The 19686-nt window shown below is 68.0% G+C and carries 19 protein-coding genes; 3 read left to right on the plus strand and 16 right to left on the minus strand.

Going from position 1 to position 19686, the window contains the following annotated elements:
• Positions 1–81: 81 nt before the first annotated feature.
• The 5 genes from ABW16_RS04780 to ABW16_RS04800 all read right to left on the minus strand — a co-directional run bounded on the left by ABW16_RS04780 (position 82) and on the right by ABW16_RS04800 (position 5260).
• On the minus strand, positions 82–993 hold the full coding sequence (locus tag ABW16_RS04780; RefSeq protein WP_047318130.1) for a DUF58 domain-containing protein: 912 nt from the start codon (positions 991–993) through the stop codon (positions 82–84).
• A 62-nt stretch (positions 994–1055) separates the two neighbouring features.
• Positions 1056–2174 (minus strand): chaperone MoxR1, encoded by a 1119-nt coding sequence (gene moxR1, locus ABW16_RS04785; RefSeq protein WP_047318131.1) that lies wholly within the window; start codon positions 2172–2174, stop codon positions 1056–1058.
• A 132-nt stretch (positions 2175–2306) separates the two neighbouring features.
• Positions 2307–3008 carry an NlpC/P60 family peptidoglycan endopeptidase RipB gene (ripB, locus tag ABW16_RS04790; protein WP_047317979.1) on the minus strand — a complete coding sequence of 234 codons (702 nt, stop codon included), beginning with the start codon at positions 3006–3008 and terminating at the stop codon, positions 2307–2309.
• Between the two features lie 10 nt (positions 3009–3018).
• Positions 3019–4455, minus strand: a complete 1437-nt coding sequence (gene ripA, locus ABW16_RS04795; protein ID WP_082133956.1) for an NlpC/P60 family peptidoglycan endopeptidase RipA — start codon at positions 4453–4455, stop codon at positions 3019–3021.
• A gap of 253 nt (positions 4456–4708) precedes the next feature.
• Entirely contained in the window at positions 4709–5260 is a 552-nt protein-coding gene (locus ABW16_RS04800; RefSeq protein WP_109519482.1) for an Rv1476 family membrane protein, read from the minus strand.
• Between the two features lie 132 nt (positions 5261–5392).
• Here ABW16_RS04800 and acnA point away from each other — a divergent pair, with 132 nt between their 5' ends.
• A complete protein-coding gene (acnA, locus tag ABW16_RS04805) occupies positions 5393–8251 on the plus strand; it encodes an aconitate hydratase AcnA (protein WP_047317981.1) in 2859 nt (952 codons plus the stop codon).
• Positions 8252–8265: 14 nt separating this feature from the next.
• Positions 8266–8829, plus strand: a complete 564-nt coding sequence (locus ABW16_RS04810; RefSeq protein ID WP_047317982.1) for a TetR/AcrR family transcriptional regulator — start codon at positions 8266–8268, stop codon at positions 8827–8829.
• Between the two features lie 94 nt (positions 8830–8923).
• On the opposite strand, the gene ABW16_RS04815 is transcribed toward ABW16_RS04810, so the two are convergent.
• The 4 genes from ABW16_RS04815 to trxA form a co-directional block, all read right to left on the minus strand.
• On the minus strand, positions 8924–9124 hold the full coding sequence (locus ABW16_RS04815) for a helix-turn-helix domain-containing protein (protein WP_047317983.1): 201 nt from the start codon (positions 9122–9124) through the stop codon (positions 8924–8926).
• 78 nt (positions 9125–9202) lie between these two features.
• Positions 9203–10840: an ABC-F family ATP-binding cassette domain-containing protein gene (locus ABW16_RS04820; RefSeq protein WP_047317984.1), complete on the minus strand. Its 1638-nt coding sequence runs from the start codon at positions 10838–10840 to the stop codon at positions 9203–9205.
• Positions 10841–10866: 26 nt separating this feature from the next.
• Entirely contained in the window at positions 10867–11688 is an 822-nt protein-coding gene (locus ABW16_RS04825) for an enoyl-CoA hydratase (protein ID WP_047317985.1), read from the minus strand.
• A 26-nt stretch (positions 11689–11714) separates the two neighbouring features.
• The gene (gene trxA, locus ABW16_RS04830; RefSeq protein WP_047317986.1) at positions 11715–12089 is read right to left on the minus strand and encodes a thioredoxin; all 375 of its coding nucleotides are present in this window, start codon (positions 12087–12089) and stop codon (positions 11715–11717) included.
• A 166-nt stretch (positions 12090–12255) separates the two neighbouring features.
• On the opposite strand from trxA, the gene ABW16_RS04835 reads away from it, so the two are divergent.
• Positions 12256–12909, plus strand: a complete 654-nt coding sequence (locus tag ABW16_RS04835) for a DUF5666 domain-containing protein (RefSeq protein WP_047317987.1) — start codon at positions 12256–12258, stop codon at positions 12907–12909.
• Between the two features lie 24 nt (positions 12910–12933).
• Here the strand turns inward: ABW16_RS04835 and ABW16_RS04840 are convergent, their stop codons facing one another.
• The 7 genes from ABW16_RS04840 to sufD all read right to left on the minus strand — a co-directional run bounded on the left by ABW16_RS04840 (position 12934) and on the right by sufD (position 19646).
• Positions 12934–14667 (minus strand): amidohydrolase, encoded by a 1734-nt coding sequence (locus ABW16_RS04840; RefSeq protein ID WP_047317988.1) that lies wholly within the window; start codon positions 14665–14667, stop codon positions 12934–12936.
• A 100-nt stretch (positions 14668–14767) separates the two neighbouring features.
• Complete coding sequence (locus tag ABW16_RS04845; RefSeq protein WP_082133958.1) at positions 14768–15592, minus strand: MBL fold metallo-hydrolase; 825 nt, start codon at positions 15590–15592, stop codon at positions 14768–14770.
• 2 nt (positions 15593–15594) lie between these two features.
• Positions 15595–15936, minus strand: coding sequence for a metal-sulfur cluster assembly factor (locus tag ABW16_RS04850; protein WP_047317989.1), 342 nt, complete (start codon positions 15934–15936; stop codon positions 15595–15597).
• A 4-nt stretch (positions 15937–15940) separates the two neighbouring features.
• Positions 15941–16450, minus strand: coding sequence for a Fe-S cluster assembly sulfur transfer protein SufU (sufU, locus tag ABW16_RS04855; protein WP_109519483.1), 510 nt, complete (start codon positions 16448–16450; stop codon positions 15941–15943).
• A complete protein-coding gene (locus ABW16_RS04860) occupies positions 16437–17699 on the minus strand; it encodes a cysteine desulfurase (RefSeq protein WP_047317991.1) in 1263 nt (420 codons plus the stop codon). The genes sufU and ABW16_RS04860 overlap by 14 nt, the downstream gene beginning before the upstream one ends.
• 2 nt (positions 17700–17701) lie before the next feature.
• On the minus strand, positions 17702–18490 hold the full coding sequence (gene sufC / locus ABW16_RS04865) for a Fe-S cluster assembly ATPase SufC (RefSeq protein WP_047317992.1): 789 nt from the start codon (positions 18488–18490) through the stop codon (positions 17702–17704).
• 34 nt (positions 18491–18524) lie between these two features.
• Complete coding sequence (sufD, locus tag ABW16_RS04870) at positions 18525–19646, minus strand: Fe-S cluster assembly protein SufD (protein WP_047318134.1); 1122 nt, start codon at positions 19644–19646, stop codon at positions 18525–18527.
• Positions 19647–19686 lie beyond the last annotated feature (40 nt).

Here is a 19686-nt window from a genome sequence, read left to right on the forward strand (position 1 = left end):
GGCCAGCGATCAGTCGCGAAAGCCCCCATTTGGTGGACGAAATCGGGGCTTTCACGACTGCTCGCCGGTGGAAGGTGAGCGTCACGGCGTCCCCGCCAGCGCTCCGCGCCGGCGTGACTCGACGAATCGGACGATGTCGGCGATCCAGTCCCGGTCGGTCCGCAACCCCAGCAACGGCGCGCCGCAGCTGCGCAGCGCGCGGGCGACGTCGGAGCGGTGGGCCACCGCGGCCCGGGCGAAATCGTCACGCAGCTTGGCGTCGATGGTGAACTCGCGGGTGATTCCGGACTCGGTGTCCTGCAACACCACATCACCGACATCGGGCAGTTCCACATCGCGCGGGTCGAGCACCTCGATGCCCAGCACCTCGTGGCGGGCGGCGATCGCCCGCAACGGGCGCATCCAGTTGATCGGGCCGAGGAAGTCGCTGATGATGACCGCCATGCCGCGCCGGCGTTCGGGGCGGCGCAGGGCGTCGATGGCCGCCGCCAGGTCACCGCGCACCCCGACCGGGGCCCGCGGAATGGTGGCGATGGTGCGCAGCAGGGTCTGCTCGTGGTTGCGCCCGGAGCGGGCCGGCACCCGCAGCACGCGCTCGCCGTTGGTCACCAATGCGCCCAGCCGGTTACCGCCACCGCTGTTGAGGTAGACGATGGCCGCGGCCGCCGCCACCGCCAGGTCACGCTTCTCGCAGGTGGCGGTGCCGAAATCCATGCTGGCCGACATGTCGACCACCAACCACGTCTCCAGCTCGCGGTCGGCGATCATCTGCCGGACGTGCGGATGGGTGGTGCGGGCCGTGACCGACCAGTCCATCCGCCGCACGTCGTCGCCGGGCTGGTAGAGCCGGGACTCGCCGGGCTCGGAGCCCGGGCCGGGAATCAGGCCGAGGTGATCTCCGTGCAGCACCCCGTCGAGCTTGCGTTTGACCGTCAGCTCCAGGGTGCGCAGGGCCGCCGCCAGCTTCGGGTCGCGGATTCCGCCGCGCAGCATCGACGGCGGCGTGGTGCTGGTTTCGGGTGGCTGAATCGATCCAGCCCCGGTGTCGGGGTCGCTCACCGACCGCCGGCCACTGCCGCTGCGGTCGGGGCACCCGGTGCCGGCGAATGCTGTTGCTGCGGAACCGCGTTCACCTGAGGCAGCGGCACCGTCTGCAGCACCCGGTTGATCACGATCTCCGGCGTGATCTCGTCGGCGAGTGCGTCGTAGGACAGCACCAGGCGGTGCCGCAGCACGTCCGGGATGACCTCGATGACGTCCTGCGGGATCACGTAGTCGCGACCACGGACCAGGGCCAGCGCGCGGGATGCGGAGATGATGCCCAGTGAGGCACGCGGCGACGCGCCGAACGACAGCCAGTTCTTCACGTCCGGCATGCCGAACTGCTCGGGCTGCCGCGTCGCGGTGATCACCCGAACCACGTAGTCCACCAGGGCGTGGTGCACGAAGTTGTTGGCCGCCAGCGTCTGCAGCCGCACCAGGTCGCCGGTGCCGAGGATCTGCTTGGGCTCCGGCGGGGTGACACCCATCCGGTAGATGATCTCGCGCTCCTCCTCCGGCGAGGGGTAGCCGACGTTGATCTTGAACAGGAAACGGTCGCGCTGCGCTTCGGGCAGCGGGTAGACACCCTCGTGTTCGATCGGGTTCTGGGTGGCCATCACCAGGAACGGGTTGGGCAGCGGGAAGCTCTTACCGCCGATGGAGACCTTGCGCTCCTGCATGACCTCCAGCAGCGCCGACTGCACCTTGGCCGGTGCACGGTTGATCTCGTCGGCCAGCAGGAAGTTGGTCATCACCGGGCCGAGCTCGGTGTCGAACTCCTCGCGGCCCTGCCGGTAGATGCGGGTACCGATGATGTCGGTGGGCACCAGGTCCGGAGTGAACTGGATGCGGGCGAAGCTCCCGCCCACCACCTTGGCGAAGGTCTCCACGGCCAGGGTCTTGGCGACACCGGGCACGCCTTCGAGCAGCACGTGGCCCTTGGCGAGCAGGCCGACCAGGATGCGCTCGACGAGCTGGTCCTGGCCGACGATGACGCGCTTGACCTCAAAGATGGCCCGCTCCAGCGCGTGTACGTCGGCGGCGAGCCCGCTACCGCCGACTGTGCCTGTCTCGGCACCGGCCGAGCCGGGGAAACCGCTGGCGCCCGCGGGCGTCCCATCCGATGACGTCATCGACAAATCCTCCACAAAGGTCGGTCAGACACAACTGCTTGCACGGCACACGGCCGAGGGGCAGCGTTGTGCCCTCGTTTCACTATTCCAGGGTTCGCAGCATCCGTCGACGTAAGGCCCGTCCCGAATGCGTCAGTACTCGATGATCCGGGTCAGATACGGCGTCATCCCCGACGTCCGCACCGGGCTGACGACCACCTTGCCGGCGCTGCCCGAGGCCTCCAACATCTTCCCGCCGCCCAGGTACATGGTGACGTGCTGGCCGCCACCGGGGCCGTAGAACATCAGGTCGCCACGACGGGCCTGACTGGGCGGAATATGCCGGCCGGCGTTGTACTGGTCGCCGGAGAAGCGTGGGATCAGCACGCCCACACCGGCGAACGCGTAGCGCATCAGGCCCGAACAGTCGAAACCGACCGTGCCCGCACCGGAGTCGACTCCCTTGCTGGGACCGGTCAGCGAACCACCGCCCCAGGAGTAGGGCACGCCCATCTGTGAGCCGCCGCGACGAATCACGTACTCGATGGCCTGCTTGCCGTGCACCCGCTTGCCCGGTGACACGTTGCCGACGGCTTCATCGCCGACGTTGAATCCGAGGCCGGACAGAAACTTGCGGCCCAGGTCCATCGTGGTCTGGGTGGCCTGCGCGGTGGCCTGCAACGAGGCGTTGGCGATCGCCAGCGGGTCACCGGGCGCGCCGGCACTGATCGTCGCCGGCAGGGTGGGGTCCCACCCCGGGTCCGCTTCGGCCGGTCCGGCCAGGCCGACCAGCACCGGGATCGCCACCAGCAACGATCCGATGAGGCGTGATAGTCGTAAGGAACTCAGTTGCATTGCACCGCCGTCAGTACTCGATGTATCGGACCACGTAGGGCGTCATGCCGCTCTTGCGGACCGGCGACACCTTCACCGTCTGCCCCACGTCGGGGGCCTCCAGCATCAGGCCGTTGCCGAGGTAGAGCGTCACGTGCTGGCTGCCACCGGGTCCGTAGAAGATGACGTCGCCACGACGCGCCAGCGCCGACGGGATCTGGCGGCCCATCTTGTACTGCGAACCCGAGTAGTGCGGCAGCTTGATGCCCACCCCGGCAAAGGCGTAGAGGATCAGCCCGGAACAGTCGAATCCGACGGTGCCCGCACCGGAGCCGATACCGCGTCCTGGCCCCGCGGCGGTGCCGCCGCCCCAGGAATAGGGCACGCCGCGCTGCGAAAGGCCACGGCGGATCACGTATTCGGAGGCCTGCCGGCCGTAAACCCGCGGGATTTTGCCGTTGTTGATCCCGGTGTCGTCGGGCTTGGCCAGCCCGAGGGACTGCAGGAACTTCTGGCCCAGGTTCGCCGTCACCTGTGCCGAGGTCTGGGAGATCCCGAGCACCTGGTTGATGACGGCGATCGGGTCGCCGGGAACGTCGGCACTGGGCACCATCGGCAGGGTCGGGTCCCAGGGACCATCCCACTGCGCGGGCGCCGGGGCCGTGGGGCCGGCGACCGGACCGGCGGGGTTTCCCCACCGATCACCGCCTGCGGCGCCGGCCGGCGGATGCCCCTGCTGGGGCTGATCGTGGCCGCGGGCGGCGGCGAGTTTGGCCTGCGCCTCGTTACGTCGTGCGGCCAGCCGGTTGATCTCGCCCTGCTGTTCGCCGAACTTGCGCTGGGTGTCGGTGAGCGCGGCCACCGCGGCATCCTGGCTGGACTGCGCGTCGGCGACCGCCTGATCGGCCTTCTGCTTGGCCAGCCGAGCGGCCGATTCCTTGTTCACCTGCTCGATGCGGGCCCGCTTGAGGTTGTCCAGCGCCTGCTGCGAGCTGAGCGCCAGGGTCTGGCCGGCCGCGGCCGTAGCGATCATCTCCGTCGGGTTGGCCGCGGTCAGGTAGCTGTCCGAGGGCCCGTTGACGTACGTCGACGCGGCGAAAGTGTTGAACCGTCGCTGCGCGGCGGCGATCGCGGCGTCGGCCTCGGCGATCGCCTGCCGGCCGGCGTCCACCTCGTGTTGGGCAGCGGCGGCGTCGTCGCGCGCGGTCTGCAGATCCACCAGGGCCTTGTTGACCCCTTCCTTCTCCTCGGCGATCTGCGCGCCCAGGTTCTGCAACTGTTGGTTGGCGTCGGCGACGTCGGCGATCAGCGCGGCGATGCCGTCGGGGTCCTGCGCGGGTTGGGCTGTCGCCAGCCCCGGGGTGCCCAGCAGCATCGCAGCGCTGAGTACCGACACCGTCGCGGGTCGGGCGAACCGGGCCGCCAGCCGGAAAGCAGAGCCATCGGAGCCACAACGGATGCGTCTCATTCGGCTTGGATCTCCTCGGACTCTCAGCAGGCGGCGCCGCGCTTCGGCCGGTGGCAAAAGCACAGAAACAACAGATACAACAGCTGCGCCTTTTGAGACCATACGTCACATCAGTCACTGGAGAAACGTTCGTAACAAACTACATTATTGTAATTAAGCCGGTTGTGACCATTCGGTGACCTAATTATTTGCAGCAGCCGACAACGGGGCGACAATTAATCGCCTAGTTTCCGGGTTTTCGGAGGTAAGGCCGCTAGTTGGCGACGTCGGAGCGTTCGGCAGCCTGTTTGCTGCGTCGTTGCAGGAAGCGGGTCCCGACAGCCGCCACCGCCACCCCCACCAGCAGCACCACCGTGAGGCCCGTCCAGGGCAGATCCGGGGTGGCCAATTCATGCACGAAATTCTGCGCGGAGACCACCGGGTCGCCGGTCTTGGCGTGATCCTCGGCGGCCTCCAGCTTGGACCGATGAAACTGGCCGCTGTAGCTGCCGACATAGTTGGTACTGACGACCAGAACAGTGGAATCCGGATAGTCGTAGCCGACCACGGTGGCGACGTCGCGCAGCGCGGTGTCCATGCCGGGATTTCGGGCCACCTCGACGATCTTGAGGTCGATACCGTCGCGGCCGGCCTGCGCCACCACCTCGCGCAGCGCCGGCACGTCGGCCGCCGGTGCGCTCACCCCGTCGGCGGCGACAGCAACCTTGACCAGTGCCATGCAGTCGTCGGGCGGGGCGGCCGGGTCGAGGCCGACGGTGATGCAGAGCTCGCCGGGGATATAGGCCGGCGGGTGCTGGATCGTCACGGTTGAAGACGGTATCAACCCCGGCCAAGTGAGGTGAACCTTACTTTATACAGGACAATCGTACTGTTAGGGTTATGGCGCCCGTCGGCGCGGACCCGTCGATGGAGGAGAACTCGATCTCGGGGAGTTGAAGTGACCAGCAAAGATTCGGTGAATTCGTTCGGAGCCCGCGACACCCTGAGCGTGGGTGACAAGGACTATGAGATCTACCGCCTCGATGCCGTCCCGGGCACCGAGAAACTCCCCTACAGCCTCAAGGTGCTGGCCGAGAACCTGCTGCGCACCGAGGACGGCGCCAACATCACCAAAGAGCACATCAACGCGATCGCCAACTGGGACCCGGCCGCCGAGCCGAGCATCGAGATCCAGTTCACCCCGGCCCGGGTGATCATGCAGGACTTCACCGGTGTGCCCTGCGTCGTCGACCTGGCCACCATGCGTGAGGCCGTCACCGCGCTGGGCGGCGACCCGAACAAGGTCAACCCGCTCTCACCCGCCGAGATGGTCATCGACCACTCCGTCATCCTCGACGTCTTCGGAACCGCCGACGCCTTCGAGCGCAACGTCGAGCTGGAGTACCAGCGCAACGCCGAGCGCTACCAGTTCCTGCGTTGGGGCCAAGGCGCTTTCGACGACTTCAAGGTCGTCCCGCCGGGCACCGGCATCGTGCACCAGGTCAATATCGAATACCTGGCCCGCACCGTGATGGTGCGAAACGGTCAGGCCTACCCCGACACCTGCGTGGGCACCGACAGCCACACCACCATGCAGAACGGCCTGGGCGTGCTGGGCTGGGGCGTCGGCGGTATCGAAGCCGAGGCCGCCATGCTGGGCCAGCCGGTGTCGATGCTGATCCCCCGCGTCGTCGGCTTCAAGCTGACCGGCGAGATCCAGCCGGGCGTCACCGCCACCGACGTGGTGCTCACCGTCACCGACATGCTGCGCAAGCACGGCGTGGTGGGCAAGTTCGTCGAGTTCTACGGCAAGGGCGTCGCCGAGGTGCCGCTGGCCAACCGCGCCACCCTGGGCAACATGAGCCCCGAGTTCGGCTCCACCTGCGCGATCTTCCCGATCGACGAAGAGACCATCAACTACCTGCGTCTGACCGGCCGCACCGACGAGCAGCTCGCGTTGGTCGAGGCCTATGCCAAGACCCAGGGGATGTGGCACAACCCGGACCACGAGCCGGCCTTCTCCGAATACCTGGAGCTGGACCTGTCCACCGTGGTCCCGTCGATCGCCGGCCCGAAGCGTCCGCAGGACCGGATCCTGTTGTCGGAGAGCAAGATCGCCTTCCGCAAAGACATCCACAACTACGTCGAAGAGCAGCACCCGGCGCCGGAGACCAAGCTCGACGAGGCCATCGAGGAGTCCTTCCCGGCCTCCGACCCGGTCTCGCTGTCCTTCGCCGACGACGGTGCTGTGAACGTGCAGTCCGCCGCCAACGGCGCCGACGGCCGGCCGAGCAAGCCGATCCGGGTCAAGGGCGAGCGCGGTGAGTTCATCCTCGACCACGGCGCCGTCGCCGTCGCGGGTATCACCTCCTGCACCAACACCTCCAACCCGTCGGTGATGATCGGCGCGGCCCTGCTGGCCCGCAACGCCGTCGAGAAGGGCCTGTCCTCCAAGCCGTGGGTGAAGACCAACATGGCACCGGGCTCCCAGGTGGTCACCGACTACTACGAGAAGGCCGGCCTCTGGCCCTACCTGGAGAAGCTCGGCTTCTACCTGGGCGGTTACGGCTGCACCACCTGTATCGGTAACACCGGCCCGCTGCCCGAGGAGATCTCCAAGGCGGTCAACGAGGAAGACCTGACCGTCACCGCCGTGCTGTCGGGTAACCGCAACTTCGAGGGTCGCATCTCCCCCGACGTGAAGATGAACTACCTGGCCTCCCCGCCGCTGGTCATCGCCTACGCCCTGGCCGGCACCATGGACTTCGACTTCGAGACCGACTCGCTGGGCAAGGACGCGCAAGGCAACGACGTGTACCTGCGCGACATCTGGCCGTCGGCCCAGGAGATCGACGACACCATCAAGTCCGCGATCAACCAGGACATGTTCCGCAAGTCCTACGCCGACGTGTTCAAGGGCGACGACAACTGGCGCAACCTGCCGACCCCGGACGGTGACACGTTCGCCTGGGACGAGGCGTCGACCTACGTGCGCAAGGCCCCGTACTTCGACGGCATGGCGCTGGAGCCCGACCCGGTCTCCGACATCAAGGGCGCCCGGGTGATGGCGCTGCTGGGCGACTCGGTCACCACCGACCACATCAGCCCGGCCGGCCCGATCAAGCCCGGCACCCCCGCAGCGGACTACCTGGACGCCCACGGTGTGGCGCGCAAGGACTACAACTCGCTGGGCAGCCGTCGCGGCAACCACGAGGTCATGGTCCGCGGCACCTTCGCCAACATCCGCCTGCAGAACCGACTGCTGGACACCATCGGCCTGGAGGGCACCCGGGGTGGCTACACCCGGGACTTCACCCAGGAGGGCGGCCCGAAGGAGTTCATCTACAACGCCTGCATGAACTACCAGAAGGCCGGCATCCCGCTGGTCGTGCTGGGCGGCAAGGAATACGGCTCCGGCTCGTCGCGTGACTGGGCGGCCAAGGGCACCACGCTGCTGGGCGTCAAGGCCGTCATCACCGAGTCCTTCGAGCGCATCCACCGCTCGAACCTGATCGGTATGGGCGTGATCCCGCTGCAGTTCCCGGCCGGCGAAACCGCCAAGACACTGGGCCTGGACGGCACCGAGACCTTCGACATCGTCGGTATCGAGGAGCTCAACACCGGCAAGACGCCCAAGACGGTCAAGGTCACCGCCACCAAGGAAAACGGTGACAAGGTCGAATTCGACGCGGTGGTGCGCATCGACACCCCCGGTGAGGCCGACTACTACCGCAACGGCGGCATCCTGCAGTACGTGCTGCGCAACATGCTGGGGGCACCTCCCGCTCGCGGGGGAAAATCGACTACGACCGCGTAGACGGCGATCACCTGATGCCCAGGGTCAGCGAGGATCACCTGGCGGCCCGGCGCCGCCAGATCCTCGATGGCGCACGCAGGTGCTTCGCCGCCTACGGATACGACGGGGCCACGGTGCGGCGACTGGAGCAGATGATCGGGCTGTCGCGGGGGGCGATCTTCCATCACTTCCGCGACAAGGACACCCTGTTCTTCGAGTTGGCGCGCGAAGATGCGGAGCGGATGGCTGATGTCGCCTCGCGCGAGGGCCTGATCGGCGTGATGCGGGACATGCTGGCGGCGCCGGAACAGTTCGACTGGCTGGCCACTCGGCTGGAGATCGCCCGCAAACTGCGCCACGACCCGGAATTCAGCCGCGGCTGGGCGGAGCGGTCAGCCGAATTGGCCGCTGCGACAACGGATCGGCTTAATCGCCAGAAGCAGGCCGGCCGGCTGCGCGACGACGTCCCCGCAGACGTATTGCACTGCTATCTGGATCTGGTGCTCGACGGCCTCGTCGCGCGGCTGGCGTCTGGCGAAGATCCGCAGCGGCTTTCCGCGGTCCTCGACCTGGTCGAGGATTCGGTGCGGCAGAGCTGATTTCGCTTGATCAGTGCACCGCGAGGGTGCGCAGAATGCCGACCGCGATCGGCGTGTCGTGTGCAGACACGCGCGCTCGCGCTCAGGGGCGACGCTAGCGGGACCGGGTGCGGTGGTTGGGCCCGCCGCGGCTGCGCATCGCCGCGCCCGACTCCCGCAGCATGCTGTGCACGGAGCCGTACGATCGGCCGGTCGACGCCGCCAAGGTCCGGATACTCGCCCCGCCCTCATAGGCGTTGCGCAACTCGACCAGCTGACGATCGCGCTGCTTGTTCGGTTTCGTCGTCGTCGCCACGTCCCCTCACCATCCCCTCGCCGACTCAACGGGTTCAGCGTAGGAATGCCTCGGCGATACCGGGCGACTTTGAGTGAATCAGGCGAGCTCGATCAGGTCGCGGTAGTCCGCAGACCAGTGGTCTTCGGTGCCGTCGGGCAACAACACCACGCGCTGTGGGTCAAGCGCCTCAGCTGCGCCCGGGTCGTGGGTGACCAGCACCACCGCGCCAGCGTAACTGCGCAGCGCGTCGAGTACCTGCTCGCGCGACGCGGGGTCGAGGTTGTTGGTCGGCTCGTCGAGCAGCAGCACGTTCGCGGTGGATGCCACCAGCCCGGCCAGCGCCAGTCGGGTCTTCTCACCGCCGGACAGCGTGCCGGCCGGTTGCTCCAGCTGCGGCCCGGTGAACATGAACGCGCCCAGCAGTCCCCGCAGATCCTGTTCAGACGTGTCGGGAGCCGCGTGAACGATGTTCTCCCACACCGTCGCCGCGTTGTCGATGGTGTCATGTTCCTGGGCGAAATAGCCGATCTTGCAACCGTATCCGGGCTCGAGCTGGCCGGCGTCGGGGGTTTCGACGCCGGCGAGCAGTCGCAGCAGGGTGGTCTTACCGGCCCCATTGAGACCCAGCACCACGACCCGTGAGCCCCGGTCGATGGCCAGGTCGACACCGGTGAAGATCTCCAGCGAGCCGTACACCTTGGTCAGCCCGGACGCCATCAGCGGGGTTTTCCCGCAAGCCGACGGGGTCGGGAACTTGATCCTGGCGACCTTGTCGGCGACCCGTTCCTCATCCAGCGCCGCCAGCATCCGGTCGGCACGACGCAGCATATTTTGCGCTGCAACGGCTTTCGTTGCCTTGGCGCCCAGTTTGGCGGCCTGGTTGCGCAGCGCGGCGACCTTGCGTTCGGCATTGGCGCGCTCCCGGCGGCGACGCTGCTCATCGGTCGCACGGGCGTCGAGGTACTTCTGCCAGCCCATGTTGTAGACGTCGGCCTCACCGCGCACCGCGTCGAGGAACCACACCCGGTTGACCACGTCGGCCAACAGGTCCACATCGTGGCTGATCAGCACCAGTCCCCCGCTGTGGTTCTTCAGGAAGTCACGCAGCCAGCCGATCGAATCCGCGTCGAGGTGGTTGGTCGGTTCGTCGAGCAGCAAGGTGGTTCCCGAACCGGCGCCTCCAGCGCCTCCCTCGCCGGCCGCGAACAGAATCCGGGCCAGCTCCACGCGGCGGCGCTGGCCACCGGACAGGGTCCGCAGCGGCTGCGTCAGCACCCGGTCGGGCAAGCCCAGGCTGGTGCAGATCCGGCCCGCCTCGCTCTCAGCGGCATAGCCGCCCAGTGCGGCAAAGCGCTCTTCGAGTTGCCCGTAGCGACGAATGGCTCGGTCCCGCTCCGCGTCGTCGACGACCTCGGCCATCAGCACCTGCTGCTTCTCCAGGTCGGCCAGGATGGTGTCCAGGCCGCGTGCCGAGAGCACCCGGTCGCGGGCCAGGACGTCGAGGTTGCCTTCCCGGGGGTCCTGCGGCAGGTAGCCGACCTCACCGGTGCGGGTGATGGTGCCCGCATACGGCTCACCTTCACCGGCCAGGATGCGCAACGTGGTGGTCTTGCCGGCGCCGTTGCGGCCGACCAGACCGATCCGGTCGCCGGGCTGAACCCGCAGCACCGAGTCCACCGAGTCGAGCAGGGTGCGCGCTCCGGCGCGGACCTCCAGGCCCGTTGCGGTAATCACGCGCGCGTACTCCTGTCGTGGTGGTGCTACTTATCGTCAGTGAAGGCCGGTGGGCGCTTCTCGGCGCGCGCAGCGACGGCTTCCTCGAAGTTGCTGGTCAGCAGGCGCACGTAGAGCTGTCCGAGCCCCTCGGCCTGCATGTGCCCCTCCAGACTACCGGCGTCGAGTCCGCTCCAGAGCGTCCGCTTGGTCAACTCGGCCCCCGGCCGGGAGAAACCGGCGATCCGCTCGGCCATGTCGTAGCAGGTGTCCAGCAGGTCCGCCGTCTCCACCACCCGCGAGACCAAGCCGATTCGCTCCGCCTCGGCGGCGTCGACGTCGCGGCCGGTGAGCATGATCTCGAAGGCCCGCGACGCACCGATCGCCCGGGGCAGCAGGTAGCTCAGGCCCAGCTCACTGGCGGTCAGCCCGTTGTTGATGCCGGCCGCCCGAAAGTAGGCACCCGACGCGGCGACCCGAATGTCGGCCGCCAGCGCCAGGCACAGACCGCCACCGATGGCCGCCCCGTTGACGGCGGCAATCACCGGCTGGTGCAGGCGCCGCAGCCCCAGGATGATGTCGTCGAGCAGTTCCATCGACCGCAATCCGAACGTGGGCCGGGTCAGTCCGGCCACGTGCGGCACCGAACCCGCGGACTTATGGTCGGCGCCGGAGGAGAACCCCCGGCCCGCCCCGGTCAGCACCACCACCCGCACCGAGTTGTCGTAGCTGACTTCCGCCAGCACGTCACGCAGCGGAACCATCACGTCGAACGCCATGGAGTTCATCCGCTCCGGGCGGTTCAGCGTGATCAGCGCGACGTGCGGACGGGGACGTTCAACGAGGACGAACTCGGATTCGGAAGACACGGATGCACGCTATCGCGTGCGCGCCCTCAGACCTGGTCGGGCTTGCCCTGCGCGGCCTGCTCGGCCAATGCGGCCTCGACGTCGAGATCCTTGACCTGCTGGACCAGGTTCTCCAACGCCGCGGCAGGCAGTGCGCCGGCCTGGTTGAACACCAGCGTGCCCTTCTTGAACGCCATCAGGGTGGGGATGGAGCGGATCTGGGCGGCAGCGGCCAGCTGTTGCTCGGCTTCGGTGTCGACCTTGGCGAACACCACGTCGGGGTGCTTCTCGGAGACGGCCGCAAACGTCGGCGCGAACGACCGACACGGCCCGCACCAGGACGCCCAGAAGTCGACGAGCACGATGTCGTTGTCGGCGATGGTTTCTTCGAATTTCGCTGCGGTGAGGTCTTGAGTTGCCATGACCGAGTCAACGCCGGGAACATCCGTGGTGTTCCCGGCCCCTGCACAGCTGCTTACACAGCGCGCTCACAGCGGGAAGCTAGCTGCTCGCTAACTCGACCCTCGACGGTGGTAGCACCGGTCGACGGCACCCGCCGCCGCCGATATCAACGAACGGAGACTGCCGATGTCCCCCCGCCCGAGCACACCCACCCAAACGGTTCGCGCACTGACCGGAGCGACGGCGCTGTTCGCGGCCGGACTGTTCGTCCCGGCATTGGCTCACGCCCAGGGCGACCACGTGATGGGTTCGGTCTCCTCGGTATCCGGCAACACCTTCGAAGTGACCCGGTCGTCCGGCACCACCACCGTTTCGTTGACCGACGGCACCCGGATTTTCGAGTCGGTGCCCGCGCAGCGCGGCGAGATCACCGCCGGCACCTGCATCAAGGCCGGAGGCGCCCAAGACGGCGCCGCCTCCGACGGTGGGGCCATCACCGCGAAGTTCGTGGCGATCAGCACCACGGTCGACGGCCAGTGCCCGCAGCGGCCCGCCGCGGCGGCCGACGCCCCGGCGCCCCCGAAGCCGCACCGTGGCGTCCGCGGTGTGGTCGAGTCCGTTGCCGGCGACACACTCACCGTCAGCGGCCCGTCCGGGCCGGCCACGGTCACACTCAACGACAGCACCCACTTCCGCCGGATGATCACCGTCAGCGCACCGTCGATCAGCGCTGGAAAGTGTGTCGCCGCCGGCGGGACCAAGGACGGCGACGGCGTGCTGCAGGCCGCCCGGGTCACCGTGTGGGCCGGCGACGGCAACTGCCCCGAGCCGCCCGCCTAGCGGGCCTCGGCGCAACCCGCCCCGCTACCCCAGCACCTTCCCGTAGGTCTGCCGGCCCATCAGGTACGTGGCCTCCACGGCCACGTCGCGCAGGTCGGTCGGCGGGACCCGACGTGGGTTGTGTGACAGCACCACCAGATCGGCGTACTTGCCGGGTTCCAGGCTGCCGATCTCGGTGTCCAGCCGTAGTTGCCAGGCGGCGTTGAGGGTCTGCGCCTTGATCGCCGCGTCGACGCCGATGCGCTGTTCGGGAGCCAGGACCCGGCCGCTGCCCTTGGCGATGCGGTTCACCGCGGTGGCGATGTTGCCGATCGGGTTGGGCGGGGTGACGGTGCCGTCATTGTGGAACGACAGCCGCAGGCCGGCGTCCAGCGCCGACCGAGCCGACATCCAGTGCGACCCGTGTTCCATGCCGAACAGCTTGTCCACCAGCACATCTCCCCAGAAGTAGATGTGTTCGATGAACAGGCTCGGGGTGATCCCGAGGTTCGCGGCCCGCGCGAACTGATCGGGCCGCATGGCCCCGACGTGTTCGATCCGGGACCGTAACGCCGGGGGTGTGCGCGCCTGTTCGAATGCGTCCAGCACCACATCGATCGCAGCGTCACCGTGGACGTGGCAGGAAACCTGCCAGTGCTGATCCACGAAGGCCTTGGTCAGGTCCTGGATCTGCTCGGGCGGGTAGTTCATCCGGCCGCGGTGGTCGGGCCCCAAGCCCATGCCCGCTGTGGTGGCGTTGGTCAGATACGGGAAGGTGGTGAAGATGTTGCCCTGCCAGGGCGAACCGTCCGCCCACATCTTCATCCCGATCTTGTCGAACAGCACGTCGGCGCGGGCCCGCCTGCCACGGACGTTCTTCGGGTCCGCAGCCAGCTCTGGGGTGCCGATCTCGTAGGCGCGGACCCGCACCGCGCAGTCGGCCTGCTGGGCGAGCTTGCCGAACACCTCGGACTGCGCACGCGCGTCGTAGGAATGCTCGGTGGCGGTGGCGATTCCCGCGCGGGCGAGTTGGGCGTAGGCCCAGCGCAGGTTGTCCCCGGCGTTGGCCATGATCGCGCCGGAGAACGGCGCGACCAGCGCCATCACCGCCGCCGCCTCGCGCACCTCGCCGGTCAGCTGTCCGTCGGGACCGTGCATGTACTGCGCCCCGGCGGGGTTCGGGGTGGTTTTGGTGATACCGGCCGCGGTGAACGCGGCAGTGTTGCCGTAGGCGGCATGGCCGCTGTTGGAAATGATCACCACGGGGTTGTTCGGGGCGAGCCGGGACAGCTCGGTACGGCTGAAGGGCTGCAGCCCGGTCTGCAGCAAGGGATCGACCCCGTTGAGCAGAATCGGCTGGCCCTTGGGCGTGTCGGCCACGGCCTCGGCCAGTTTCGCGAACACCCCGTTCGCAGTGGGGACCGTGAAGGGACGCACGTCGATGGCCGGCGGAGCCAGTGTGGAGCCCATCTCGAAGGGATGACCATGCGGCTCCACGAACGCCGGCAGCAGCGCCCGGCCGCGCAGGTCGACGACGGTGGTTCCCGACCCCCGCAGTCGCAGCACCTCATCGGCCGTGCCGACCTGGCTGATCCGTCCGCCGGTGACCGCGAGCGCTTCGGCCTCCGGAGGGCCCGGCGCCACCGTCACCACCGGACCGCCGATGAAAATGGTGTCGGCGCCCGGTCCCCGCGAACCGCAACCAGCCAGCCCGCCGACCGCGGTGCCCGCGGCCGCGGCCGCCATCCCGGCCATGAACCGCCGCCTGCTCGTCGTCACCGTGTCCGCTCGTTTTCCGTCACAGTCACGCGACGAGTATTGCAGCGCCCATCGCCCGGACCGCCGGCCGGGAGTGGTGACAACGCTGACCCGTCCCGCGCTAGGTGAGGTCGTCGTGGTCGCCGCGAGCCCACGCGGCGTGACGGTCCGCCGAGAACCGGACCGCGGCCACGGCATCGGTGTCGATGGTGTTGGTGTGCAGCCCGTAGATGCGGTCGAAGCGCAACCCCTCCAACGTTGCGGCCATCCGCTGCGCGACGGCAGCCGACAGCGGAATCCGGTTCGGGTAGCTGCGCAAGAACGCCACGGTGCGCCGGTCGGGGTTCGGGAAGACGGTGTCACCCACCAGCAGCACCCCGCGCCCCTCGGCACCGGCGTCCCAGCATGCGACGGAGCTGCCCGGAAAGTGGCCGCCGACTTGAATCACGCTCAACCCGGGTGCGAGCTCCAGCCGGCCGGACCAGTACCGGATCGCCGGGTCCGGACGCATCACCCATTGGCTGTCGGCAGCGTTGACGTACACCGGCACCCCGCCGAGTCGACGGGCCCATTCCACTTGGGCGCCGAACATGTGCGGGTGGCTGGCGACGACCCCGAGCACCGGGCCCTGCTCGAGCGCCGCGGCGACCGCGGTGTCATCGACGAATCCCGGCGGATCCCACAGCATATTGCCGCTCGGCGTGCACACCAGCTTGCCCAGCTGACCGATACCGAGCGGCGGATTGCTGCCGATCCCGATCAGCCCGGGTTCCAGTTCGAAGGCGTAGGACTGCATGCCTTCGGCGGCCAAGCCGTCCAAGGTGGCCCAGTGTTGGCCGTCCGGCGGCACCCATTGCCGGTCGTCCTCGCAGATTGCACACACCGGCGGCGTCGCATCGTGTTCGACACCGCAGGTCCGGCACAGCCAGAACTCGGCTGCCGGCACGGTCAGACCGTGAAACCGACTGCGCGCATCATTTCGCGGCCCTCATCGGTGATCTTGTCCGGTCCCCAGGCGGGCTCCCAGACCCAGGACAGGTCGACCTTCTTGACCAGGCCGGCGCCCACGGTGGCGTTCTCGACCTGCTCGGCGATCATGTCCTGCAGCGGACAGGCCGGCGAGGTGAGCGTCATGGTGACGACGGCGGTCGGACCGCCATCGTCTTGGCGGATCGACAGGTCATACATCAGGCCGAGGTCTACGACGTTGATGCCGATCTCGGGGTCGATGACGTCGTGCATCGATTCCTCGACTTCGGCGAGCAGCTCGTCCGGTCCCAATTCGCTCATCGGTTCATCTCCTGGGTTGAGAGACACTGACGGATGCCAACGTCTGTTCTTCTGCCTTGGAAAGTGCCTGCGCCAGCCCATCTTTGAACGCCATCCAGCCGAGCAGCGCGCACTTGACTCGCGCCGGGTACTTGGCCACCCCGGCGAACGCGATGCCGTCGCCCAGCACTTCTTCGTCGCCTTCCACGGTGCCCCGCGACGACACCATCTCGTGGAAGGCGTCGAACGTCGCGCACGCCTGCTCCACCGTCAAACCGATCACCTGGCTGGCCAGCGCCGAGGTCGCCGCCTGCGAGATCGAGCAACCCTGCCCGTCGTAGGAGACATCGGCGATCCGCGTACCGTCGGGCGACAGCGCCACCCGCAGCGTCAGTTCGTCACCGCAGGTGGGGTTCACATGGTGCACCTGCGCGCCGTAGGGCTCCCGCAGACCGCGATGCTGCGGATGCTTGTAGTGATCGAGGATCACCTCTTGATAGAACTGCTCAAGACGCAACGTCTCACACTCCCCCAAAGAATTCCACGGCCCGGCGAACACCCGCCAGCAGGCGCTCCACCTCCTCGTGGGTGTTGTACACCGCGAACGAGGCTCGGGCGGTGGCAGCAACATTGAACTTGCGGTGCAACGGCATTGCGCAGTGGTGGCCCACCCGGACCGCGACACCGTCGTCGTCGAGCACCTGCCCGACGTCGTGCGCATGCACCCCGTCGATCACAAACGACACCGGCGAGCCGCGGTCGATCGTCGTGGTCGGCCCGACGATATGCACCCCGGGAATGCCGGCCAGCCCCTCGAGTGCGGCGGCCACCAGCTCACGTTCGTGAGCGGCCACCACATCCATCCCGATCGCATCGAGATAGCGAGCGGCCGCGGCCAGCCCGACGACCTGCGAGGTCATCGGCGTGCCTGCCTCGAAACGTTGGGGCGCCGGAGCGTAGGTGCTTGCCGCCATCGTGACCGTCTCGATCATCGACCCACCGGTGAGGAATGGCGGCAGCGCCGCCAACAGCTCCCGCCGGCCGTAGAGCACGCCGATCCCGTTGGGCCCCAGCATCTTGTGCCCGGAGAACGCCGCGAAGTCCACCTCCAGCGCGTGGAAGTCGACCGGCTGGTGCGGAACGGACTGGCAGGCGTCCAGCACAGTGAGTGCACCCACCGCGCGGGCCCTCGACACCAGCTCTTCGACCGGGGCCAGTGCGCCGGTCACGTTCGAGTGATGGGTGAAAGCAACGACTTTAACCCGCTCGTCGAGTTCCAGCGAGTCCAGGTCGATGCGCCCGTCGGGCGTCACCTCGTACCACTGCAGGGTCGCACCGGTGCGCCGCGCCAGCTCCTGCCAGGGAATCAGGTTGGCGTGGTGTTCCAGCTCGGTGGTGACGATGACGTCACCCGGGCCGACGGCCCGCTCGAAGCGGTTGTCGCCCAGCGCATAGGACAAAAGGTTCAGCGACTCGGTGGCGTTCTTGGTGAACACCAGCTCGTCCGGGTCGGCGCCGACGAAGTGCGCGATCGCGGACCGGCCGTCCTCGTAGGCGTCGGTCGCCTCCTCCATCAGCTGGTGCGCCCCGCGGTGCACCGCCCCGTTGGAGTTCAGCAGAAACTCCCGCTCGGCGTTGAGCACCGGCAGCGGCCGCTGCGAGGTGGCGCCGGAATCCAGGTAGGCCAGCCGGCTTCCGCCGCGCATGACACGGTTCAGGATCGGAAAATCCGCCCGAATCGCGTCGAGGTCCGGCACCGCCGGACGGCTGACCGAGAGCGTCATGTTCAGGCCTCCGCCGCTGCGGCCTCGGCGGTGAAGCGCTCGTAGCCGTTCTCTTCGAGCTCGTCGGCGAGTTCCGGTCCGCCCGACTCGACGATCCGCCCGCCGGCGAAGACGTGCACGAACTGCGGCTGGATGTAGCGCAGGATGCGGGTGTAGTGGGTGATCACCAGCACGCCGCCGTGTTCGGTCTCCTGGTACCGGTTCACCCCTTCGCTGACCACCCGCAGCGCGTCGACGTCCAGGCCGGAGTCGGTCTCGTCGAGGATCGCGATCTTCGGCTTGAGCAGGCTCAGCTGCAGGATCTCGTGGCGCTTCTTCTCCCCGCCGGAGAACCCCTCGTTGACGTTGCGTTCGGCGAACCCGGAGTCGATGCCCAACTCGGCGAACGCGGCCCGCTGTTCCTTGATCCAGGCCCGCAGCTTCGGCGCCTCACCGCGCATCGCGGTCACCGCGGTGCGCAGAAAGTTCGACATCGACACCCCCGGCACCTCGACCGGGTACTGCATAGCCAGGAACAGGCCCGCGCGGGCACGTTCGTCGACGGTCATCGCCAGCACGTCCTGGCCGTCGAGGGTGATCGAACCGGACGTCACGATGTACTTGGGGTGCCCGGCGATCGCGTAGGACAGCGTGGACTTGCCAGACCCGTTGGGCCCCATCAGGGCATGTGTCTCACCGGAGTTCACCGTCAAGTCGACGCCGTGCAGGATCGGGATGGTCGCCGCGCCGTCGTCGCCGCCACCGCCGGGCGACACACTCACGTGCAGATCCTTGATTTCCAGTGTGCTCATTGCTGATTCGTGTCCTTAGCTGATGCGTTCGGGTTTATTTGTTCTCGGTGACCGCGAGCTCACGCTCCACGGCCTCGGTGAGGCGCTCCTGCACCGCAGGCACCGGAATCTTGGCGATGATCTCGCCGAAGAAGCCGCGCACGATCAGGCGCCGGGCCTGCTCTTCGGGGATGCCGCGCGCCTGCAGGTAGAACAACTGGAGATCATCGAATCGGCCAGTCGCGCTGGCGTGTCCGGCCTGCACGATCTCCCCGGTCTCGATCTCCAGGTTCGGAATCGAGTCGGCCCGGGCACCGTCGGCCAGCACCAGGTTGCGGTTCACCTCGAAGGTGTCGGTGCCGACGCCCGTCGCGCGGATCAGCACGTCTCCGACCCAGACAGTGTGGGCGTCCGGGAGCGCAGAATCCGGGTCGCCCTGCAGCGCGCCCTTGTAGAGCACGTTAGAGCGGCAGTTGGGCTGGGCGTGGTCGACCAGCAGTCGCGATTCGAGGTGCTGGCCGTCGTCGGCGAAGTACAGGCCGAGCATTTCGGCGTCGCCACCCGGGCCGTCGAACCGGACCCGCCCGGTCAGGCGTACCAATTCGCCGCCCAGCTGCACGGCGCTGTGGCGCAGCACCGCGTCCTTGCCCAGCGCCGCGTGGTGCATGGTGACGTGCACCAGGTCCGCGGCGGCGTCGGCGATCCAGACCACGGTCAGCTGTGCGGCGTCGCCGACCACGAATTCGACGTTGTCGGCGTAGGTTCCGCTGCCTCGCACGTCGATCACGACGGTTGCCCGCGACAGTTCCTCAGCGCGCAGCTGCAGATGGCCGTAGGCCGTCGCTCCCGCTCCGGGGCCGGTGACAGTGATCCGGATGGGCTCCTCGACGTCGGCTTCCTTGGGCACGGTGACTACCGTCGCCTCGCGAAACGCCGAGAAGGCTTGGGCCGCAATCCGGTCCGCGGGAGCTCCAGCGGCCCCCAGCCGGTGATCGCCGCGCGCGACCGCCTCGATCCGCACGGCATCCGAGCCGAGGACTTCGATGGCGGCGGACGCGTCAGCGACCGCGGAACCGTCGTGCAGACCGCGCAGCCGGCGCAACGGGGTGAACCGCCACACCTCATCGCGACCGTGCGGCACCTCGAATGCCTCGACGTCGAACGAGGTGAACTGCATCCCCTTGTGGAAGCCTTCGGCCGCCTGGGTCAGGTTGGCC

It is taken from the genome of Mycolicibacter heraklionensis (genome assembly GCF_001021505.1).
Classification (GTDB): Bacteria; Actinomycetota; Actinomycetes; order Mycobacteriales; family Mycobacteriaceae; genus Mycobacterium; species Mycobacterium heraklionense.